Raw genomic sequence first — 16,319 nt, forward strand, 5'->3', positions numbered from 1 at the left:
ATCAGCAATATTTTATCGCCCGCCGGTCCGGCCTTCCGGCCCGCGGCGGCCGGCGCGGCCGGGGGTTAGTCTTTCCCCAGCCGCGACACGTCCCGGAGCTGCCCGCCGGTCGCCAGCAATTCCCGGGGAACGGGATGGCTGATGAAATGGATCGGGCTTGCCGTTGGGCCATAGGCGCCGCAGGCATGAATGGCGAGCAGGTCGCCCACCTCCAGCCGGGGCAGGGCGACGCCGCCGCCGAGCTTGTCGATCGAGGTGCAGAGCGGGCCGGAGATGTCCTGCTTTTGCTCGGGCCGGGCGCCGTCCTCATCGCCGCCGACCCGGTGCATGACGTAATTGCGCCGCAGCACCATGCCGAAATTGCCCGAGGCCGCCAGGTTCGCGTTCAGCCCGCCGTCGCAGATCGCGATGCGTGTGCCGCGCGATTGTTTGACCGAGACGACGCGGGTCACGAACCAGCCCGCCGGCCCGACCAGGTAGCGGCCCAGCTCCAGCTCCAGCCGGGTCGCGGGGAAGCGTCCGGCGAAGGCGTCGAGCTCCGGGCCGATCCCGGCGGCGATGGCGGCAAGGTCCAGTTCGCTGTCGCCGGGATGGTAGGGAATGCCGAGGCCCGCGCCGAAGACCAGCTTCTGCGGGGTAAGGGCCAGCGCCTCGCAGATCTCGGAGAAGACCTGCATGAAGATCCGCCAGTTCTCGCAGATCGCCTCGGGGCGCAGGCATTGCGTGCCGGAATAGATGTGCAGCCCGATGATGCGCAGATGGGGCAGGGCGGCGATGCGCGGCAGGATCTCGGCCGCATCCTCGACATCGACGCCGAACGGGCTGGGGCGTCCGGCCATCTGGTCGCCGAAACCCTTGGGCACCCGCGCCGGCGCGATGCGCACCAGGACCGGTTGCACCAGGCCCAGTTCGCCGGCGATGGCGTCGGCCAGTTCGGCCTCGCGCAGGCTTTCCAGCACCAGCTCGCCCAGACCCCCCGCGATGGCGGGGCGCAGCTCGGCCGCCTGCTTGGCGGGGCCGGTGAAGCTGATGCGCCCGGCCTCCCAGCCGGCCTGCATGGCCAGCCCGAACTCGCCGCCCGAGGAAATGTCGAGATGGTCCAGCCGGTCGCGCATCCAGGACAGCAGCGCCGGGTTGGGGTTGCTTTTCACCGCGAAGCTGATGGCGAACCAGCGGCCCAGATGGGCGCGCAGATGCGCCAGCCGCGCCTCGACCAGGTCGGTGGAATAGACATAGGCCGGGGTGCCGAAGCGCCCGGCGGCTTCGGCCAGCAGCCGGTCCGGCGCCGCGCCCTGGGTCGCGGCCGGGTCAGCCAAGGCTGTCGACATAGGCCAGGATCGCGTCGATGGTGTCGAAATTGTCCAGCGTCACATCGCCCGGCTGCACATGCACCCCCGCCTTGCTTTCGACGAAGCCGATCAGCCCGACCATCGAGACGGAATCCAGCATTCCGGTCGAGAACAGCTCGGTATCGCCGTCGATGGGCTGGTCGATGTTCAGCTCGGTCTGGACGTAGGAAATCAGCGCTTGCTTGCTCAGGCTCATGGTCTCATGCCTTCTGTCGTTCCTGCAGGGGGGCAGCCGCCTTGGCGGCCGAAATGATGGCGGGGCGATCCAGCTTGCCGCTGGCGGTGCGCGGCATGGCGCCGTCCCAAGGGTGGAATCGCTGCGGACGCATGTAATGCGGCATGGCGCGGGCGCAATGCGCGGCCAGCGCGGCCTCGGTCCCCTGCGGCAGATAGGTCACGGCGACGTGAACCGCCTGGCCCAGATCGGCATCCTCGACCCCCCAGGCCACCACATCGGCCACCAGCCCGCTTTGCGAGACCGCATCCTCGACCTCGGTCGGCGACAGGCGGAAGCCCAGCGTCTTGATCATCTCGTCCATGCGGCTGACGAACCACAGGTCGCCGTCCTCGTCCACGCGCACCAGGTCGCCCGACCAGACCACCGGCTGATCGCCCAGGACATCGGCAAGCTCGGGGCAGGGGCGGATCTTCTGCGCCGTCACCTCGGGTTTTTCCCAATAGCCCATGCTGACCAGCGGCCCGGCATGCACCAGTTCGCCCTGCTCGCCGGGACCGGCGACGCCCTCGCCATGCTTGATGGCAAAGACCTGCGCATTGGGAATCTGCCGGCCGATCGAGCCCATCTTGGCCGCGAATTTGGCCGGAGGCAGATAGGTCGAGCGGAAGGCCTCGGTCAGCCCATACATCAGGTAGATGTCCACGCCCGAAAACACCTGCGGCAGCGCCTGCAGGATGTTGGGGGGGATCTTGCCGCCGGTATTGGTGATGCGCTTCAGCGCCGGCAACGCCACCGGGTTTTCCTGCAGCAGCCGCACGATCTGGTTCCACAAGGGCGGCACGCCGGCAAGGCCGGTCACCGCCTCGGCCCGCGCCATGCGGATGATCTCGGCCGGCATGGTCAGCGGTTGGTGGACCACGGTGCCGCCGACCAGCAGCATGGTGGTCAGCTGGTTCAGCCCGGCATCAAAGCTGTAGGGCAGGACCGAGAGCAGCCGGTCGCCTTCCTCCAGCCCCAGATATTGCGCGACCGAGATCGCGCCCACGCGGATGTTGCGATGGCTGAGCATCACCCCCTTGGGCGCGCCGGTCGAGCCCGAGGTGTAGATGATCATCGCCAACCCTTTCGGGTCGCATTCGTCGGGCGCGGAGCCGCTGTCGGCCGGCAGGGCCGCCCACGGGTCCGCGCCCTGGACAAGGCCCTCGGCCTTGCCCTGAACCAGGTAAGCCGTGCCCTCGGGCAAGGCATGTTCGTCCGCAAGCCCGTTCAGCGCGTTGCGGGGCAGGATCACCGCCCGCGCCCGGCAGTCGCGGGCGACATAGGCCAGCTGCGCGGCGGTCCAGCGGATGTTCACGTTGACGACCACCGCGCCCATCTTCCAGGCGCCCAGCATCGCCGCGACCTCGTCGATGCCCTTGCGCAGGTGCACGATCACCCGATCGCCGGGGCGGATGCCGCGCCGGGTCAGCCAGTCGGCGACGCGCCCGGCCTCGGCCGCAAGTTCGGCATAGGTCGCCGCGCGGTCCCGGTCCACCGCCGCCACCTTCCCGGCGCGCTCGGGAAGATTGTCAGCCAGCAGCCGCCACATGCAGCGGTCGAAATCGTCACTCATGATCAGGGGCCCTTCCTTCGGCCGCGCTTGCCGGCGGGGCCTTTTTCTTGGCGGCAAAGATCGGCAGGCTGGGATAGATCCTGGCCGGAGAGCCGATCACCACCGAATCCGAGGGCACGTTGGTCGTTACAGCGGTATTGGCGCCGATCCGCACCCGGTCGCCGATGCGGATGGCGCCGAGCACCGTCGCGTTCACGCCGATGAACACGTCATCGCCGATCACCGGTGCGCCGGGACGCATGTTCGTGCCGATGGTGACGTTGTGCATGACGCCGCAACGGTCGCCGATGACCACGTCGGGATGGATCGAGAGCGAACCCTCGGCGTGGATGATGTGGAAATCCGCGCCGATGCTGACCTGCGGCGGGATCCAGACCTTGGTCACGTTGAGGATGAACAGCTTCATCAGCGCATAGGGCTTGCTCGCCAGCCAGCGCAGGGCCGGGTTCCGCAACCCGATGGCCCAATGACCGTATCGGTAGATCGCCAGCGAGACGAAGGCCGGGTCCGTCAGCGAACTGCCATGTCTCCTGTAGTCTTCCCTAAGGATCCTGAACATCACCACGCACTTGCTAATCAATTTGGCAGGAAAATCTGGCTCCCGGACCCATATTCCAATGTCTTGCGAGAAACTCAACCTGACTGTTAGGACGGGTTTTCAGGGTTCGGCGGCCGCGATCAGGTCAAGCGTGCGGCGGATCTGGTCCCATTCCACCCGATAGCCGCCGGCGGTGCCCGAGCCCACGACCATGGCATAGCGCTGCTGCCAGCAATCCGTCAGCAGCTTCAGCGAGGTGGTCACCCGGTCCGCCGGCTGCAGGGTCAGCAGCGTGCCGCCGGCCGGCATGGCGATCACGCCATGGGCAAGCTGGCTGCCCTCGACCCCCACCACCAGCCGGGCCGCGCCCGCCGCCTCGGCCATCTGGTCGGCATCGTGGCGGTCGACATAGAGCGTGCGGAAGCCGTATTCGACCTCCAGCCGCTCGGCGATCTCGGCCTCGTTCTCCAGGATGCGGGCGTCGCCGCTGGCGCCGCGGAAGATGAAGACGCCGGGCAGCGGCTTCAGCGCCCGGTCCTTGAGGATGCGGGCGCGATTCTCCTGCGCGCGGGCGCGGCGGTGGCTGTTGTTGTGCAGGTCGTCGAACAGGATCAGCTCGTCGAAATGCACCTCGCCGATGCGGCGCGGCGCCATGCCCAGCAAGGTCTCGTAGCGCGCGATATGCCCGCCGCGCGCCGGGGCCGAGGTGACGGGCGCCCCGGCCGCCTCGGCCAGCCGATAGGCCAGGCAATCGTTCAGCAGCCAGTTGCCGAACCAGCGATTGCCGATCCAGCTTTCGTAAAGCGCGCCCGACAGGCTGTCGCGCGGCCGCGGATAGGTCGGGCCGGAATGCCGGCGCTGGCGCAGGTGGCGTTCGGCGCCGCGCGCATGCAGCACGCCGTCGACGAAATCCACGTCGCGGAAGCGATAGCCCATGGTCGGCGGCGTGCGTTCGGCCGGATCGCCCTGCATCTGTGCCAGGATGTCGGGCAGGCCGCCGAACTCGGTCCGGGCGATATGCTCGACCTGATCCGGCAACCAGATCCCCGGCGCGATCTCGACCTCATCGGCCGGGCAGATCTCCCAGCGGTCGACGGCCGTGTCGAAGAACTCCGCCCGGCCCAGACCGAGAAGGCGACGCAGGCGGTTATGGATCGGTCTGAGGGAATGCATGGCGTCTCGGCTGGCGGGATCGGGACAAGTTTAGGGGGCGAGGGGAGCGGCGCAAGCGGGATCAGCCGCTTCCGGGCGGATCCTCCGCATTCAGCACCTCGATCAGCGTTTCGGCGATCATGGCGTGGTCCGCGGCCGAGGGGTGCCACAGGCAGGCATTGCGCCGTGGTTCGCCCAGGATCACCAGCCGGTTGGCGATGCCCCTGGCGGTCAGCAGGTCCGAGGCGCTGCGATGCGCCTCGACCAGCTCGGGGCCGTATTCGCCGAAGGCCAGAAGCACCATCAGCGCGCCGGGGTTCTCCTGCGCGCGGGCGGTGCCGAAATCGGCCAGCGCCGGGCCGAAATCGCGGCGCAGCTGGCTCTTGTCGGTCCAGCGCTCTCCCGGCGCCAGCTCGGAGCCGAAGACATTCGAGCCAAGCCCGATGACGATGATATCGGCCTGGCGCTGCGGCAGGGCGGTCGCCGCCGCATCCCCCGGCAGCGCCAGCGGGTAAAGCCGGTCCATGGTGTGGTCGGGGTCGGCACCGCCATAATTGCGCAGCAGGCCGATGCCGGAACGGGCGACCAGCCGATAATCCGCGCCGAGCGCCGTTGCCACCTGAGGGCCGAAACTGCGGCTGGTATCGGTGGCGGCATAGATCTCCTCGTCGCCGCAATCGCGGTGCTCGGCGGTGTTGGCAAAGCCGACGGTGTCGGAATCGCCGATGAACTCGATCAGCCGCCCCGGCTCCGGCGGCGGCAGGGCCTTGGCCGCGGCATCAAGAAGAAAGCCACCGAACAGCGCCGGCCCTTTCGATTCGCTGATCTTCTCGGCGCGAATCGCATGCGGACCGGGCGTCAGCCCGTCGATGCGCAGATCCTGTCGGCCGGGGCGAGAGATCTCGACCGGCTTGCCGTCCAGCACCACCCGCCAGCGATTGACCGCATCGTCGAAGCGCAGGGTGATGCCCGTCCCCTCGAACCGGGCCGCGGCATGGAATCCCGGCCATTCGTGGCGATAGCCCTGGGCGGGCCCGGCTGCGGCGCGGCCCGTCACCTTGGCGGACAGGGCGACCAGATCGGGCTGCGGCGGGACCAGCCGGACCCGAAAGCCCGCGTCCTTGGCCAGGCCGATCTGCGGCACCGGGATCATTGGCCGCGCCGGTCCCGGCCAGGCGAAGAAGCCGACCATCGCGACCAGCGCGATGCCGAAAACCGTGATGCCGATCGCTTTCATCCGTCCTGCACTCATCATACCCAACACACCGGCGATTCCGGCGATCCTGACCGAACCCGGCCGGCAAATCCAGCCGCGTCGTCAGCCGCGGAACCCGGCGCTCCCGATCGCGTCGCGGATGTCATAATGATGGTCGCCGATGAAGAAACCGTGAAGGACGATCTCCTCGGCATGGGTCGTCGGCCCGTGCAGGCTGTGATCCATCATTCCCAGCCCCGGGTTCTTCGTAAAATCGCCGCGACGATGGGCCGTGTCTCGACTTCGACCAGATAGGAGCCGTCCTGTCCCGTCACCCCGGTGATCGGCGCCTTCATCGTCACCACAACACTGTCACTCATTCACTTGCGGGGCAGGGAAGCGCACCATCGGAGCTTGTCAACGCCCAGGCGCGCAACGGCGCCCCACCATTCATCACCCGATCGCGCCATCGGAAGCCGGCGGCGCCGGGAAGGCGCCACCTCTCGATTTCACCGTTTTCCAAATACCCCCGCGGCCGCACCACCGGAACGGCCGCCCGGCTCATTGCGCCGCGTCGAAGACCGGCTGGTAGATCTCCTTCAGCCGCGCCACCGCCTCCTGCGGCGACAGCTCGACCGACTCGCCGGTCCGGCGCGCGGTCAGCTCGACCTTGTTCGCCGCCAGGCCGCGCGGGCCGACGGTGATCCGCCAGGGCAGGCCGATCAGGTCCATGGTGGCGAATTTCGCCCCCGCCCGCTCGTCGCGGTCGTCATAAAGCGGGTCCAGCCCCTGCGCCTTCAGCTCGGCGTAAAGCGCTCCGCAGGCGCCGTCGGTCGAGGCATCGCCCTGCTTGAGATTGACGATGCCGACATGGAAGGGGGTCACGCCTTCGGGCCAGATGATGCCCTTGTCGTCATGGCTGGCCTCGATGATGGCGCCCAGCAGGCGGCTGACGCCGATGCCGTGCGAACCCATGTGCACCGGCACGCGGGTGCCGTCGGGGCCGACCACCGTCGCCCCCATCGGCTCGGAATACTTGGTGCCGAAATAGAAGATCTGCCCGACCTCGATGCCGCGCGCCTGGCGGCGGCGGGTCTCGGGGATCTGCTCGAACAGCGCCGCGTCATGGGTCTCGTCGGTGCGGGCGTAGCGGCTGGTGAATTCTTCCAGCACCGCCTGGCACTCGGCCACGTCGTCGTAGTCGATGGCCCGGTCGCCGAATTTCAGGTCGGTGATCTCGCTGTCGTAGAACACCTCGGATTCGCCGGTCTCGGCCAGCACCAGGAATTCATGCGTATAGTCGCCGCCGATCGGCCCGCCATCGGCGCGCATCGGGATCGCCTGCAGGCCCATGCGCTCATAGCTGCGCAGGTAGCTGACCAGGTGACGGTTATAGGCGTGCAGCGCGTCTTCCTTGGTCAGGTCGAAATTGTAGCCGTCCTTCATCAGGAATTCGCGGCCGCGCATGACGCCGAAACGCGGGCGGATCTCGTCGCGGAACTTCCACTGGATGTGATACAAGGTCAGCGGCAGGTCTTTATAGCTGTTCACATGCGACCGGAAGATGTCGGTGATCATCTCCTCATTGGTGGGTCCGTAGAGCAGGTCGCGCTTGTGGCGGTCCTTGATGCGCAGCATCTCCTCGCCATAGTCGTCATAGCGGCCGCTCTCGCACCACAGGTCGGCCGATTGCAGGGTCGGCATCAGCATGGCGATATGGCCGGCGCGGGCCTGTTCCTCGTGCACGATTTGCTCGATGCGCCTGAGCACCTTGTAGCCCAGCGGCAGCCAGGAATAGATGCCGGCCGCCTGTTGCTTGATCATGCCTGCCCGCAGCATCAGCCGGTGGCTGACGATCTGGGCCTCTTTGGGGTCTTCCTTCAGGACGGGCATGAAATAGCGCGACAGACGCATGGCGAAATCCTCATGATGGCCGGGACGAGTTAGCGCAGAGCGGATAGCGGGGCAACGCCCTTCCTTGCAAGCGGCGCCGCGACCGTCCACATAGGAACGCGAACCCGGGACAGGAGCGGAAAACAGCCATGCAATTGCCGGTGCACAAACAGGTCCTGTATTGGGGCGCGGCGCTGGCCGTCCTGCTGCTGGCGCTTTGGGGGCTGGGCAATGCCATCATGCCCTTCATCATGGGCGCGGCGGTGGCCTATCTCTTCGACCCGCTCGCCGACCGGCTGGAGCGGCTGGGGCTGTCGCGCACCGCTTCGGTGGTGGTCATCACGCTTTGCGGCCTGCTGGTGGTGGTGGCGCTGTTTCTGCTGCTGGTGCCGGTGCTGGTCCGGCAGACCACGGCGCTGATCGAGACGGCGCCGCAGATGTTCCAGCAGTTGCAGCAATTCCTGATGACCCGCTTTCCCGAGATCTTCACCGAGGGCAGCCCGGTCAACACCGCGCTCACCAACATGGGCCAACAGATCAGCGAGCGCGGCGGACAGCTGGTCAGCACGCTGCTCGGCTCGGTCATGGGCGTTGTCAGCATGGTCATGCTGATCGTCATCGTGCCGGTGGTGGCATTCTACCTGCTGCTCGACTGGGACAACATGGTGGACCGGCTGGACGAGTTGCTGCCCCGCGACCATGCCGGCACCGTCCGCCGCCTGGGGCACGAGATCGACGCGGCGCTGTCGGGATTCGTGCGCGGGCAGGGCATGGTGATCCTGATCCTTGGCACCTTCTATTCGGTCTGCCTGGGGCTGGTCGGGCTGCCCTTCGGGGTGGCGATCGGGGTGATCGCTGCCTCGCTCTCGTTCATTCCCTATGTGGGTGTGCTGGTCGGCGGCGCCACTGCCATCGGCGTGGCGCTGTTTTCGTTCTGGGGCGAGCCGCTCTGGATCGGCGCGGTGATCGCGGTCTTCGTCATCGGCCAGATCGTCGAGGGCAACTACCTGCAGCCCAAGATCGTCGGCGGCCATGTCGGGCTGCATCCGGTCTGGCTGATGCTGGCCCTGACCGTTTTCGGCACGCTGTTCGGCTTTGTCGGGCTGCTGGTCGCGGTGCCGCTGGCGGCGGCGCTGGGTGTGCTGGTGCGCTTCGCGGTCGGACGCTACAAGGAAAGCGCGCTTTATACCGGGCGCGAGGTGCCTTCGCCGCCGGCCCCGCCCACCATGGTCGAGTTGGTGCCGCGCGGCACCACCGAGCGCGCGCGCCAATTGGCGCAGATGTCGCGCGACGTGGCGGTGGCGCAGATCCAGCGCGAGGAGCATCTGGCGCATCTGCTGGAGGAGCATCAGCATCGCCAGCATGCCGGCGAGGTGCCGGATGCCGAAGGCCCGCCCTCGCCCTCGGAGCTCTGGGCCGAGGCCCGCGAGAGCCGGGAAGGCAAGGACGGCTGAACGGTGGCAAGACAGCTGACCCTGGACCTGACGATGCCGCCGGCATCGTCGCGCGACGACTTCCTGATCACCTCGGCCAATCGCGACGCGCTTGCCATGCTGGACGAACCGGCGCGCTGGCCGCAGGGCCGGCTGCTGCTGATCGGCGCCGGCGGCGCCGGCAAGTCGCATCTGGTCGGCTTCTGGGCGGCCGAGCATGGCGCGCAGCTGTGTCAGGCCTGGACCCTGACCCCCGGAAATGCCGGCGATCTGGTGCAGCCGCATGCGGCGCTGGTCGTCGAGGACGCGCATGAGATCGGCGGCAATGCCACGGCCGAACAGGGGCTGTTCCACCTGTGGAATCTGGCCGGCGCGCGCCAGACGCTGCTGCTGATCACCGCGCGCACGGCGCCGCGCGACTGGGGGGTGATGCTGCCCGATCTGCGTTCGCGGCTGGAGACGGCCGCGCAGGCGATCCTTGGTCCGCCCGACGACGCGCTGCTGCCGGCGGTGCTGGTCAAGCTGTTCGCCGACCGCCAGATCCAGGTCGCGCCCGAAGTGGTGGACTGGCTGGCCTTGCGCATGGAGCGCGATCTGGACCTGGCCCGCCGCCTGGTCGCCGCCATCGACCGGGAATCGCTGGCCGACCGTCGCGCCATCACCCGGCGCCTGGCCGCCGAGCTTCTGGACAAGCTCACCCCCGCCGAAGCATGATCCCCCGCGCATTTTCCCGGAAGTTCCGTGACATGACCCAAGCCGATTTCCTGAAATCCCCCTTTTCCTCGCCCCGCGCACTGCCCGAAGGCACGCCCGAGGGGCCGGCGCGCTTCTTCAACCGCGAGATCAGCTGGCTCGCCTTCAACTGGCGGGTGCTCGACGAGGCGCGCAACCCGCGCGTGCCGCTGCTGGAACGGCTGCGCTTCCTGTCGATCTCGGCCACCAACCTTGACGAATTCTACACCGTCCGCGTCGCCGGCCTGCGCGAACTGGTGCGCGAGGGCAACACCAACCTTTCCGACGACGGGCTGACCGCGGCCGAGCAGCTGGCGCTGGTCAATGCCGATGCCCGCCGGCTGATGGGCGCCCAGCAGGCGGTGTGGACCGGCCTGCGGCGCGAGATGGAATTGGCCGACATCTCGATCCTGTCGCGCGGCCGCGTCACCCGGGCCGAGGAGGAATTCCTGCGCCGGCATTTCATGGAGCAGGTGTTTCCGGTGCTGTCGCCGCTGGCCATCGACCCGGCGCATCCGTTCCCCTTCATCCCCAACACCGGCTTCTCGCTGGCGCTGGAGCTGGCGCGGGAAAGCGACGGCCAGCAGATGCAGGCGCTGCTGCCGATCCCGCAGCAGATCGCCCGCTTCATCCCGCTGCCCGGCGGCAAGCGTTTCCTGCGGCTGGAAGACCTGCTGCTGATGCATCTGCCCAGCCTGTTTCCCGGCTATCGCGACATCGGCCATTGCGCCTTCCGCGTGCTGCGCGACAGCGACCTGGAGGTCGAGGAGGAAGCCGAGGATCTGGTGCGCGAGTTCGAGACGGCGCTGAAGCGCCGCCGCCGCGGCTCGGTCATCCGCCTGAAGATCACCGCCGGCGCCCCCGGCCGGCTGCGCCGGCTGATCATGGAGGAGCTCGAGGTCGATCCCGAGGAGGTGATCGAGGTCGAGGGCCTTCTGGGCATGGCGGATCTGCGCGAACTGGTTCTGGACGGTCGCCGCGACCTGCAATGGCCGGGCTTCACCCCGCGCGTGCCGGAAAGGGTCCAGGACCATGACGGCGACATGTTCGCGGCGATCCGGCAAAAGGACATGCTGCTGCATCACCCCTACGAGACCTTCGACATGGTGGTGCGCTTCCTGGCGCAGGCGGCGCGCGACCCGGACGTGCTGGCGATCAAGCAGACGCTTTACCGGACCTCGCGCGACAGCCCCATCGTCGACGCGCTTTGCGAGGCGGCAGAATCGGGAAAATCCGTCACCGCGCTGGTCGAGCTGAAGGCGCGTTTCGACGAGGCCGCGAACATCCGCCAGTCCCGCCGGCTGGAACGCGCGGGGGCGCATGTCGTCTATGGCTTCGTGCAATACAAGACCCATGCCAAGATCAGCACCGTGGTCCGGCGCGAGGGCGACCAGCTGGTCACCTATTGCCATTTCGGCACCGGCAACTACCACCCGATCACGGCGCGGATCTATACCGACCTGTCGCTGTTCACCTGCGACCCGGCGCTGGGGCGCGACGCCTCGAAGGTGTTCAACTTCCTGTCCGGCTACGTGCAGCCCGACGGGCTGGAAAACATGGCCATCTCGCCCATCGACCTCAAGGAGACGCTGCTGGGCCTGATCGCGCGCGAGGCGGAACTCGCCCGCCGCGGCCGGCCGGCCGAGATCTGGGCCAAGATGAACAGCCTGATCGAGAAGGACGTGATCGAGGCGCTTTATGCCGCGAGCCAGGCCGGGGTCAGGATCAACCTGGTGATCCGCGGCATCTGCGGGTTGCGGCCCGGCATCGCCGGCCTGTCGGAAAACATCCGCGTCAAATCCATCGTCGGGCGTTTCCTGGAACATTCGCGCATCGTCTGCTTCGGCAACGGCCATGCGCTTCCGTCGAAGCGGGCGCGGGTCTTCATCAGCTCGGCCGACTGGATGGGACGCAACCTGTCGCGCCGGGTGGAAACCCTGATCGAATGCTTCAACGAGACGGTCAAGGCGCAGATCACCAACCAGATCATGGCCGCCAACATGGCCGACGAGGCGCAAAGCTGGCTTCTGCAGCCCGACGGGCGCTATCTGCGCTATCTGCCGGCCGGCCGCGACGACCTGTTCTGCTGTCACAAGTTCTTCATGGAAAACCCCTCATTGTCCGGCCGCGGCAGCGCGGGCGCCCGGGACGTTCCGGCTCTGACGCACTCGACAGATTGACGCAAAGGGTTAATTGCCCCATCCAAGGCGCGCGTGCCCACGAGGTAACGGAATCGAGAGGAACCCGATGAACGGTGTCTTGACCGCTAGCGGAGAAACCATCGAGCCCTTCGGGAGATCGCTGTTCGAGCGGGCCTCGGAACGCTCGCTGAGCCGGGTGGGCGTGGTCGATGTCGGCTCGAACTCGATCCGCATGGTGGTCTTCGACGGCGCGGCGCGCTCGCCGGCCTATTTCTACAACGAGAAGGTCATGGCCGGGCTGGGGCAGGGACTGGCCACCACCGGCCGGCTGAACCCCGAGGGCGTGCAGCGCGGCATGGTGGCGCTGCGGCGCTTCGCCGCCCTGGCCGAGGGCATGGGCATCAAGCCGCTGACCTGCGTCGCCACCGCCGCCGTGCGCGAGGCCGAGGATGGCCCCGTCTTCCGCAAGGCGGTCGAGAAAGAGACCGGCCTCAAGCTGCATGTGATCGAGGGCGAGGAAGAAGCGCGGCTGTCCGCACAGGGCGTGCTGCTGGGCTGGCCGGATGCGAAGGGGCTGGTCTGCGACATCGGCGGCAACTCGATGGAACTGGCCGAGGTCGCCGACGGCGAGGTCGGCCGCCGTGTCTCGACGCCGCTGGGCCCGTTCCGGCTGCAGCAGGTCAAGGGCGGCGCCTCGGGCCTGCGCGACCATATCCGCAAGGCGATCGACCAGGCCGCCGCCGTGCTGGGGCGCGGGCATGAGCAGATCTACCTGGTCGGCGGTTCCTGGCGGGCGATCGCGCGGCTGGACATGGAACGGGTGAAATACCCGATGACGGTGCTGCATGAATACCGCATGTCGCCCGAGGCGGTGGCCGACACGGTGAAATGGATCGGCGACAAGACGGTGTCCGAAATGCGGGCGATGACCGGCATCTCGCAAAGCCGGATGGAGCTGGTGCCGCTGGCCAGCCTGGTGCTGCGCCAGCTGGTCGAAAGCATGAAGCCGAAATCGCTGGCCGTCTCCTCCTATGGCATCCGCGAAGGGCTGCTCTACGAGCAGATGCCCTCGGGCCTGCGCTCTCGCGATCCGCTGATCGAGGCGGCACGCTTCGCCGAGCGGCAGATGGCGCGGATGCCGGGGTTCGGCAAGAAGCTCTACCAGTTCCTCGAGCCGCTGTTCGGCGACCTGCCGCCCGAGCGCGACCGGCTGATCCGCGCCGCCTGCCTGCTGCATGACACCACCTGGCGCACCCATCCCGACTATCGCGCCGACGCCTGTTTCGACAATGTGACGCGGGCCAACATGGCTGCGCTGTCGCATCCCGAGCGGGTGTTCCTGGGCCTGTCGCTGCTGCATCGCTACAAGAACAGCCGCGCCAATTCGCCGATGGCGCCGCTGTTCGCGCTGCTCTCGGACAAGGAGATCCGCGATGCCGAGGTGCTGGGCAAGGCGATGCGCTTCGGCGCCATGTTCTCGGTCAAGGATCCGGCCGAGGCGGGAACGCTGAAGCTGCCGCCCAAGAAGAAGCTTTTGGAGCTGAAGCTGACCCGCACCGGCCGGGCGCTGATGGGCGAGGTGGCCGAGGCGCGTTTCCGGGCGCTGGCCGAGGCGCTGGGGGTGGCGCCGGTGGTGACGCAGGACTGACCGTCCCGGGTCGACCCTGCCCGAACGAGCCGACGGCTTCCCGGCGCCGCCGTCCCGGGCATCCTTGCCCCACGCCGCAGCGATCGTCCCGGCGCAGTCGCCGCAGGTCTGGTGTCAGATCGGGAGCCCCCGGCGATCCTTCGGACGCCGAGAGCGGTCCTTCAGGCGCCCCAGGTCCGTTCCAGCACTGAAAGCCAGTTCTTCCAGGCGATCTTTTCCACCAGATCGCGGCCATAACCATGTGCCAGCATCGCCTCGATCAGGTTCGGCAGCGCCGAGGCATCGGCCAGATCCTCGGGCATGTCGGCGCCGTCGAAATCCGAGCCGAGCGCGACGCCATCCTCGCCCAGCAGGGACAGCAGGTGGTCGAGATGGCGCAGCATGATCTCGAAGCCGTGCATCGGCTCGCGCCGGCCCTCGGGATGCAGGAAGCCCACGGCGAAATTCAGCCCGACCAGGCCGCCGGTGCCGGCGATCACCCGCAATTGCCGGTCGGTCAGGTTGCGCGAGCTGGGCGCCACGGCATGGGCGCAGCTATGGCTGGCGACCAGCGGCGCATCCGACAGCCGCGCCACGTCGTCGAAGCCCTTCTCGTTCAGATGCGACAGGTCCAGCATGATCCGCAGCCGGTTGCATTCCCGCACCAGATCCTTGCCCGCCTCTGTCAGCCCCGGCCCGGTATCGGGCGAGGACGGGAAGGCGAAGGGCACGCCATGGGCATAGCGGGTCGGCCGCGACCAGACCGGCCCCAGCGAGCGCAGCCCCATGGCGTGCCAGACATGCAGCGCGTCAAGATCGGGGATCGGCTCGGCGCCCTCGATATGCAGGATGGCGGCGATGCGGCCGGCGGCGATGCTGGAGCGCAGTTCGGCGGCGGTGCGGCAGATGTCCAGCGTGCCGGTCCGCGCCATTGCCATCAGTTGCCCGGCCTGGGCCAGGGCATGGGGCAGGGCCGCGGCGGCCGGCACTTCGGCCGGCAGCGGAAGCGTGAAGGGCGGGTTCTTCTTCAGCATCGCGGCCAGCGCATCGTCGGGGCCGGGCGGCGAGGGCGTCCAGATGGCGAAGAAGCCGCCGGCGAAGCCGCCCAACCTCATGCGCGGCAGATCCAGATGACCGGTGCCGTCGCCCTCGAGCCAGAGCCGGTCGCGCGCCGGCCCCGCGGCCACCATGCGCTGCAGAAAATCGTTGTGACCGTCAAAGACCGGAATCATCGCGCCTTCCTTTCGCTCAGTGGCCGCACCATGCGCCCGATGCCGGGAAGCTGCAACCTCCTGACCGGCAAGCCGGAAAACCGCTGCCATTCCCGCCGTCCTGCGCTAAGCTGCAGCTGTCGCGAGGCAAGAGGAGGCCCAGCCAATGACCCGGATCGCAAAGGAATTCGACGGCCAGACGGTGATCTGCACCTTCGAGGTGACACCCGGTTCGGCGCATGACGTGATCGACGCGCTGAACGATGCCTACAAGCATGTGATCAGCCAACAGCCCGGCTATATCTCGGGGGCGATCCATCTGAACGATGCGCAGACCCGCATCGCCACCTATTCGCAATGGCGCGACCGGCGCGACTATCAGGCCATGCTGCGCAGCCCCGAGATGCGCGAGAGGAACCGGGCCATCGCCGCCATGTGCCGGCATTTCGAGCCGGTGATGTACGAGGTGATCGACACCTGGCAAGCCTGAGGCGCCGGCCGATGCTGCGGCTGCGAAAAAGCCTCGCCTTGCGTGCGTTTCGCCCCTAGTCTGGCGGAAAACGGCCCGCAACGCCGGGCGGGCCGAGGCCGGAACGGAGGGCTCATGGCAGGACGCATCATCACGGTTGCCCAGCAGAAGGGCGGCTCGGGCAAGACCACCATCGCGGTGAATCTGGCGGTGGCGCTGCGCGGGCGCGGGCATACCGTCGCGCTGCTGGACACCGATCCGCAGGGCAGCATGGGGCGCTGGTTCCTGGAACGGCTGGGCCGGCTGGGCGAGGACGAGGCGCTGGAGTTCTCGACCTCCTCGGCCTGGGGGGCCAGCTACGAATCCGACAAGCTGAAGAAGCGTTTCGATTACGTCATCATCGACACGCCGCCCAAGATCGACAGCGACCTGCGCCCGGCGCTGCGGGTGGCCGATCTGGTGCTGGTGCCGGTGGCGACCAGCCATGTCGACCTGTGGGCGACCGAGGGGGTTCTGGACCTGGCCCGGCGCGAGAAATGCGATATGCTGATCGTGCTGAACCGCACCCGGCCGCATACCCGCCTGGCGGTGGAAGTGGCCGGGAAGGCCGAGGAACTGGGCGCCGAGGTGGCCGGCGCGCAGATCGCCAACCGCGTCGGCTATGCCGAGACGCTGGGCCAGGGGCTGGGCGCGGGCGACGGGTCGCGCCATGCCCAGGCCCGGGCCGAGGTCGAGGCGCTGACCGACGAGATCCTGTCTCGCCTGCCCTGAGATCGGCGGCGTTCCGCC

The 16,319-nt window shown here is 68.0% G+C and carries 16 protein-coding genes; 6 read left to right on the forward strand and 10 right to left on the reverse strand.

Annotated features, from left to right (window positions below; genetic code table 11):
- Positions 1–65: 65 nt before the first annotated feature.
- From ACFOMP_RS05915 to proS, 9 genes are all read right to left on the reverse strand, one after another.
- Positions 66–1,316: a type III PLP-dependent enzyme gene (locus ACFOMP_RS05915; RefSeq protein WP_379028525.1), complete on the reverse strand. Its 1,251-nt coding sequence runs from the start codon at positions 1,314–1,316 to the stop codon at positions 66–68.
- Positions 1,309–1,545, reverse strand: a complete 237-nt coding sequence (locus ACFOMP_RS05920) for an acyl carrier protein (RefSeq protein ID WP_379028527.1) — start codon at positions 1,543–1,545, stop codon at positions 1,309–1,311. Before ACFOMP_RS05920 ends, ACFOMP_RS05915 begins: the two co-directional genes overlap by 8 nt.
- Positions 1,546–1,549: 4 nt before the next feature.
- Positions 1,550–3,139, reverse strand: coding sequence for an AMP-binding protein (locus ACFOMP_RS05925; protein WP_379028529.1), 1,590 nt, complete (start codon positions 3,137–3,139; stop codon positions 1,550–1,552).
- Entirely contained in the window at positions 3,132–3,698 is a 567-nt protein-coding gene (locus ACFOMP_RS05930; RefSeq protein ID WP_379028531.1) for a serine O-acetyltransferase, read from the reverse strand. Before ACFOMP_RS05930 ends, ACFOMP_RS05925 begins: the two co-directional genes overlap by 8 nt.
- A gap of 99 nt (positions 3,699–3,797) precedes the next feature.
- Positions 3,798–4,850 (reverse strand): glycosyltransferase family 61 protein, encoded by a 1,053-nt coding sequence (locus ACFOMP_RS05935; RefSeq protein ID WP_379028533.1) that lies wholly within the window; start codon positions 4,848–4,850, stop codon positions 3,798–3,800.
- 61 nt (positions 4,851–4,911) lie between these two features.
- A complete protein-coding gene (locus ACFOMP_RS05940; protein WP_379028535.1) occupies positions 4,912–6,066 on the reverse strand; it encodes an SGNH/GDSL hydrolase family protein in 1,155 nt (384 codons plus the stop codon).
- 81 nt (positions 6,067–6,147) lie between these two features.
- On the reverse strand, positions 6,148–6,273 hold the full coding sequence (locus tag ACFOMP_RS05945) for a hypothetical protein (protein ID WP_379028536.1): 126 nt from the start codon (positions 6,271–6,273) through the stop codon (positions 6,148–6,150).
- Complete coding sequence (locus tag ACFOMP_RS05950; RefSeq protein ID WP_019352128.1) at positions 6,270–6,404, reverse strand: hypothetical protein; 135 nt, start codon at positions 6,402–6,404, stop codon at positions 6,270–6,272. The genes ACFOMP_RS05945 and ACFOMP_RS05950 overlap by 4 nt, the downstream gene beginning before the upstream one ends.
- Before the next feature lie 181 nt (positions 6,405–6,585).
- Positions 6,586–7,938 carry a proline--tRNA ligase gene (gene proS, locus ACFOMP_RS05955; RefSeq protein WP_379028538.1) on the reverse strand — a complete coding sequence of 451 codons (1,353 nt, stop codon included), beginning with the start codon at positions 7,936–7,938 and terminating at the stop codon, positions 6,586–6,588.
- Positions 7,939–8,066: 128 nt separating this feature from the next.
- On the opposite strand from proS, the gene ACFOMP_RS05960 reads away from it, so the two are divergent.
- From ACFOMP_RS05960 to ppx, 4 genes are all read left to right on the forward strand, one after another.
- On the forward strand, positions 8,067–9,371 hold the full coding sequence (locus ACFOMP_RS05960) for an AI-2E family transporter (RefSeq protein ID WP_379028540.1): 1,305 nt from the start codon (positions 8,067–8,069) through the stop codon (positions 9,369–9,371).
- Between the two features lie 3 nt (positions 9,372–9,374).
- Positions 9,375–10,064, forward strand: a complete 690-nt coding sequence (locus ACFOMP_RS05965; RefSeq protein WP_289895309.1) for a DnaA ATPase domain-containing protein — start codon at positions 9,375–9,377, stop codon at positions 10,062–10,064.
- A gap of 32 nt (positions 10,065–10,096) precedes the next feature.
- Positions 10,097–12,262 (forward strand): RNA degradosome polyphosphate kinase, encoded by a 2,166-nt coding sequence (locus ACFOMP_RS05970; RefSeq protein ID WP_379028542.1) that lies wholly within the window; start codon positions 10,097–10,099, stop codon positions 12,260–12,262.
- Positions 12,263–12,329: 67 nt separating this feature from the next.
- Positions 12,330–13,871, forward strand: a complete 1,542-nt coding sequence (ppx, locus tag ACFOMP_RS05975; protein ID WP_379028544.1) for an exopolyphosphatase — start codon at positions 12,330–12,332, stop codon at positions 13,869–13,871.
- A 161-nt stretch (positions 13,872–14,032) separates the two neighbouring features.
- On the opposite strand, the gene ACFOMP_RS05980 is transcribed toward ppx, so the two are convergent.
- Complete coding sequence (locus ACFOMP_RS05980) at positions 14,033–15,082, reverse strand: dipeptidase (protein ID WP_379028546.1); 1,050 nt, start codon at positions 15,080–15,082, stop codon at positions 14,033–14,035.
- Between the two features lie 145 nt (positions 15,083–15,227).
- On the opposite strand from ACFOMP_RS05980, the gene ACFOMP_RS05985 reads away from it, so the two are divergent.
- Together ACFOMP_RS05985 and parA are read left to right on the forward strand one after the other, a co-directional pair.
- Positions 15,228–15,551 (forward strand): antibiotic biosynthesis monooxygenase family protein, encoded by a 324-nt coding sequence (locus ACFOMP_RS05985; protein WP_019351580.1) that lies wholly within the window; start codon positions 15,228–15,230, stop codon positions 15,549–15,551.
- Between the two features lie 114 nt (positions 15,552–15,665).
- Entirely contained in the window at positions 15,666–16,301 is a 636-nt protein-coding gene (gene parA, locus ACFOMP_RS05990) for a ParA family partition ATPase (protein ID WP_289895314.1), read from the forward strand.
- The last annotated feature ends 18 nt before the right edge of the window (positions 16,302–16,319 follow it).

Source organism: Paracoccus simplex, from assembly GCF_042648325.1.
Lineage (GTDB): Bacteria > Pseudomonadota > Alphaproteobacteria > Rhodobacterales > Rhodobacteraceae > Paracoccus > Paracoccus simplex.

What these genes read in the sequence shown, in the direction of transcription:
- ACFOMP_RS05920 (WP_379028527.1), bottom strand. Translation starts at nt 1,545, where the DNA reads ATGAGCCTGAGCAAGCAAGCGCTGATTTCCTACGTCCAGACCGAGCTG.
- ACFOMP_RS05925 (WP_379028529.1), bottom strand. Translation starts at nt 3,139, where the DNA reads ATGAGTGACGATTTCGACCGCTGCATGTGGCGGCTGCTGGCTGACAAT.
- ACFOMP_RS05930 (WP_379028531.1), bottom strand. Translation starts at nt 3,698, where the DNA reads ATGTTCAGGATCCTTAGGGAAGACTACAGGAGACATGGCAGTTCGCTG.
- ACFOMP_RS05935 (WP_379028533.1), bottom strand. Translation starts at nt 4,850, where the DNA reads ATGCATTCCCTCAGACCGATCCATAACCGCCTGCGTCGCCTTCTCGGT.
- ACFOMP_RS05940 (WP_379028535.1), bottom strand. Translation starts at nt 6,066, where the DNA reads ATGAAAGCGATCGGCATCACGGTTTTCGGCATCGCGCTGGTCGCGATG.
- ACFOMP_RS05945 (WP_379028536.1), bottom strand. Translation starts at nt 6,273, where the DNA reads ATGATGGATCACAGCCTGCACGGGCCGACGACCCATGCCGAGGAGATC.
- ACFOMP_RS05950 (WP_019352128.1), bottom strand. Translation starts at nt 6,404, where the DNA reads ATGAGTGACAGTGTTGTGGTGACGATGAAGGCGCCGATCACCGGGGTG.
- proS (WP_379028538.1), bottom strand. Translation starts at nt 7,938, where the DNA reads ATGCGTCTGTCGCGCTATTTCATGCCCGTCCTGAAGGAAGACCCCAAA.
- ACFOMP_RS05960 (WP_379028540.1), top strand. Translation starts at nt 8,067, where the DNA reads ATGCAATTGCCGGTGCACAAACAGGTCCTGTATTGGGGCGCGGCGCTG.
- ACFOMP_RS05970 (WP_379028542.1), top strand. Translation starts at nt 10,097, where the DNA reads ATGACCCAAGCCGATTTCCTGAAATCCCCCTTTTCCTCGCCCCGCGCA.
- ppx (WP_379028544.1), top strand. Translation starts at nt 12,330, where the DNA reads ATGAACGGTGTCTTGACCGCTAGCGGAGAAACCATCGAGCCCTTCGGG.
- ACFOMP_RS05980 (WP_379028546.1), bottom strand. Translation starts at nt 15,082, where the DNA reads ATGATTCCGGTCTTTGACGGTCACAACGATTTTCTGCAGCGCATGGTG.
- ACFOMP_RS05985 (WP_019351580.1), top strand. Translation starts at nt 15,228, where the DNA reads ATGACCCGGATCGCAAAGGAATTCGACGGCCAGACGGTGATCTGCACC.
- parA (WP_289895314.1), top strand. Translation starts at nt 15,666, where the DNA reads ATGGCAGGACGCATCATCACGGTTGCCCAGCAGAAGGGCGGCTCGGGC.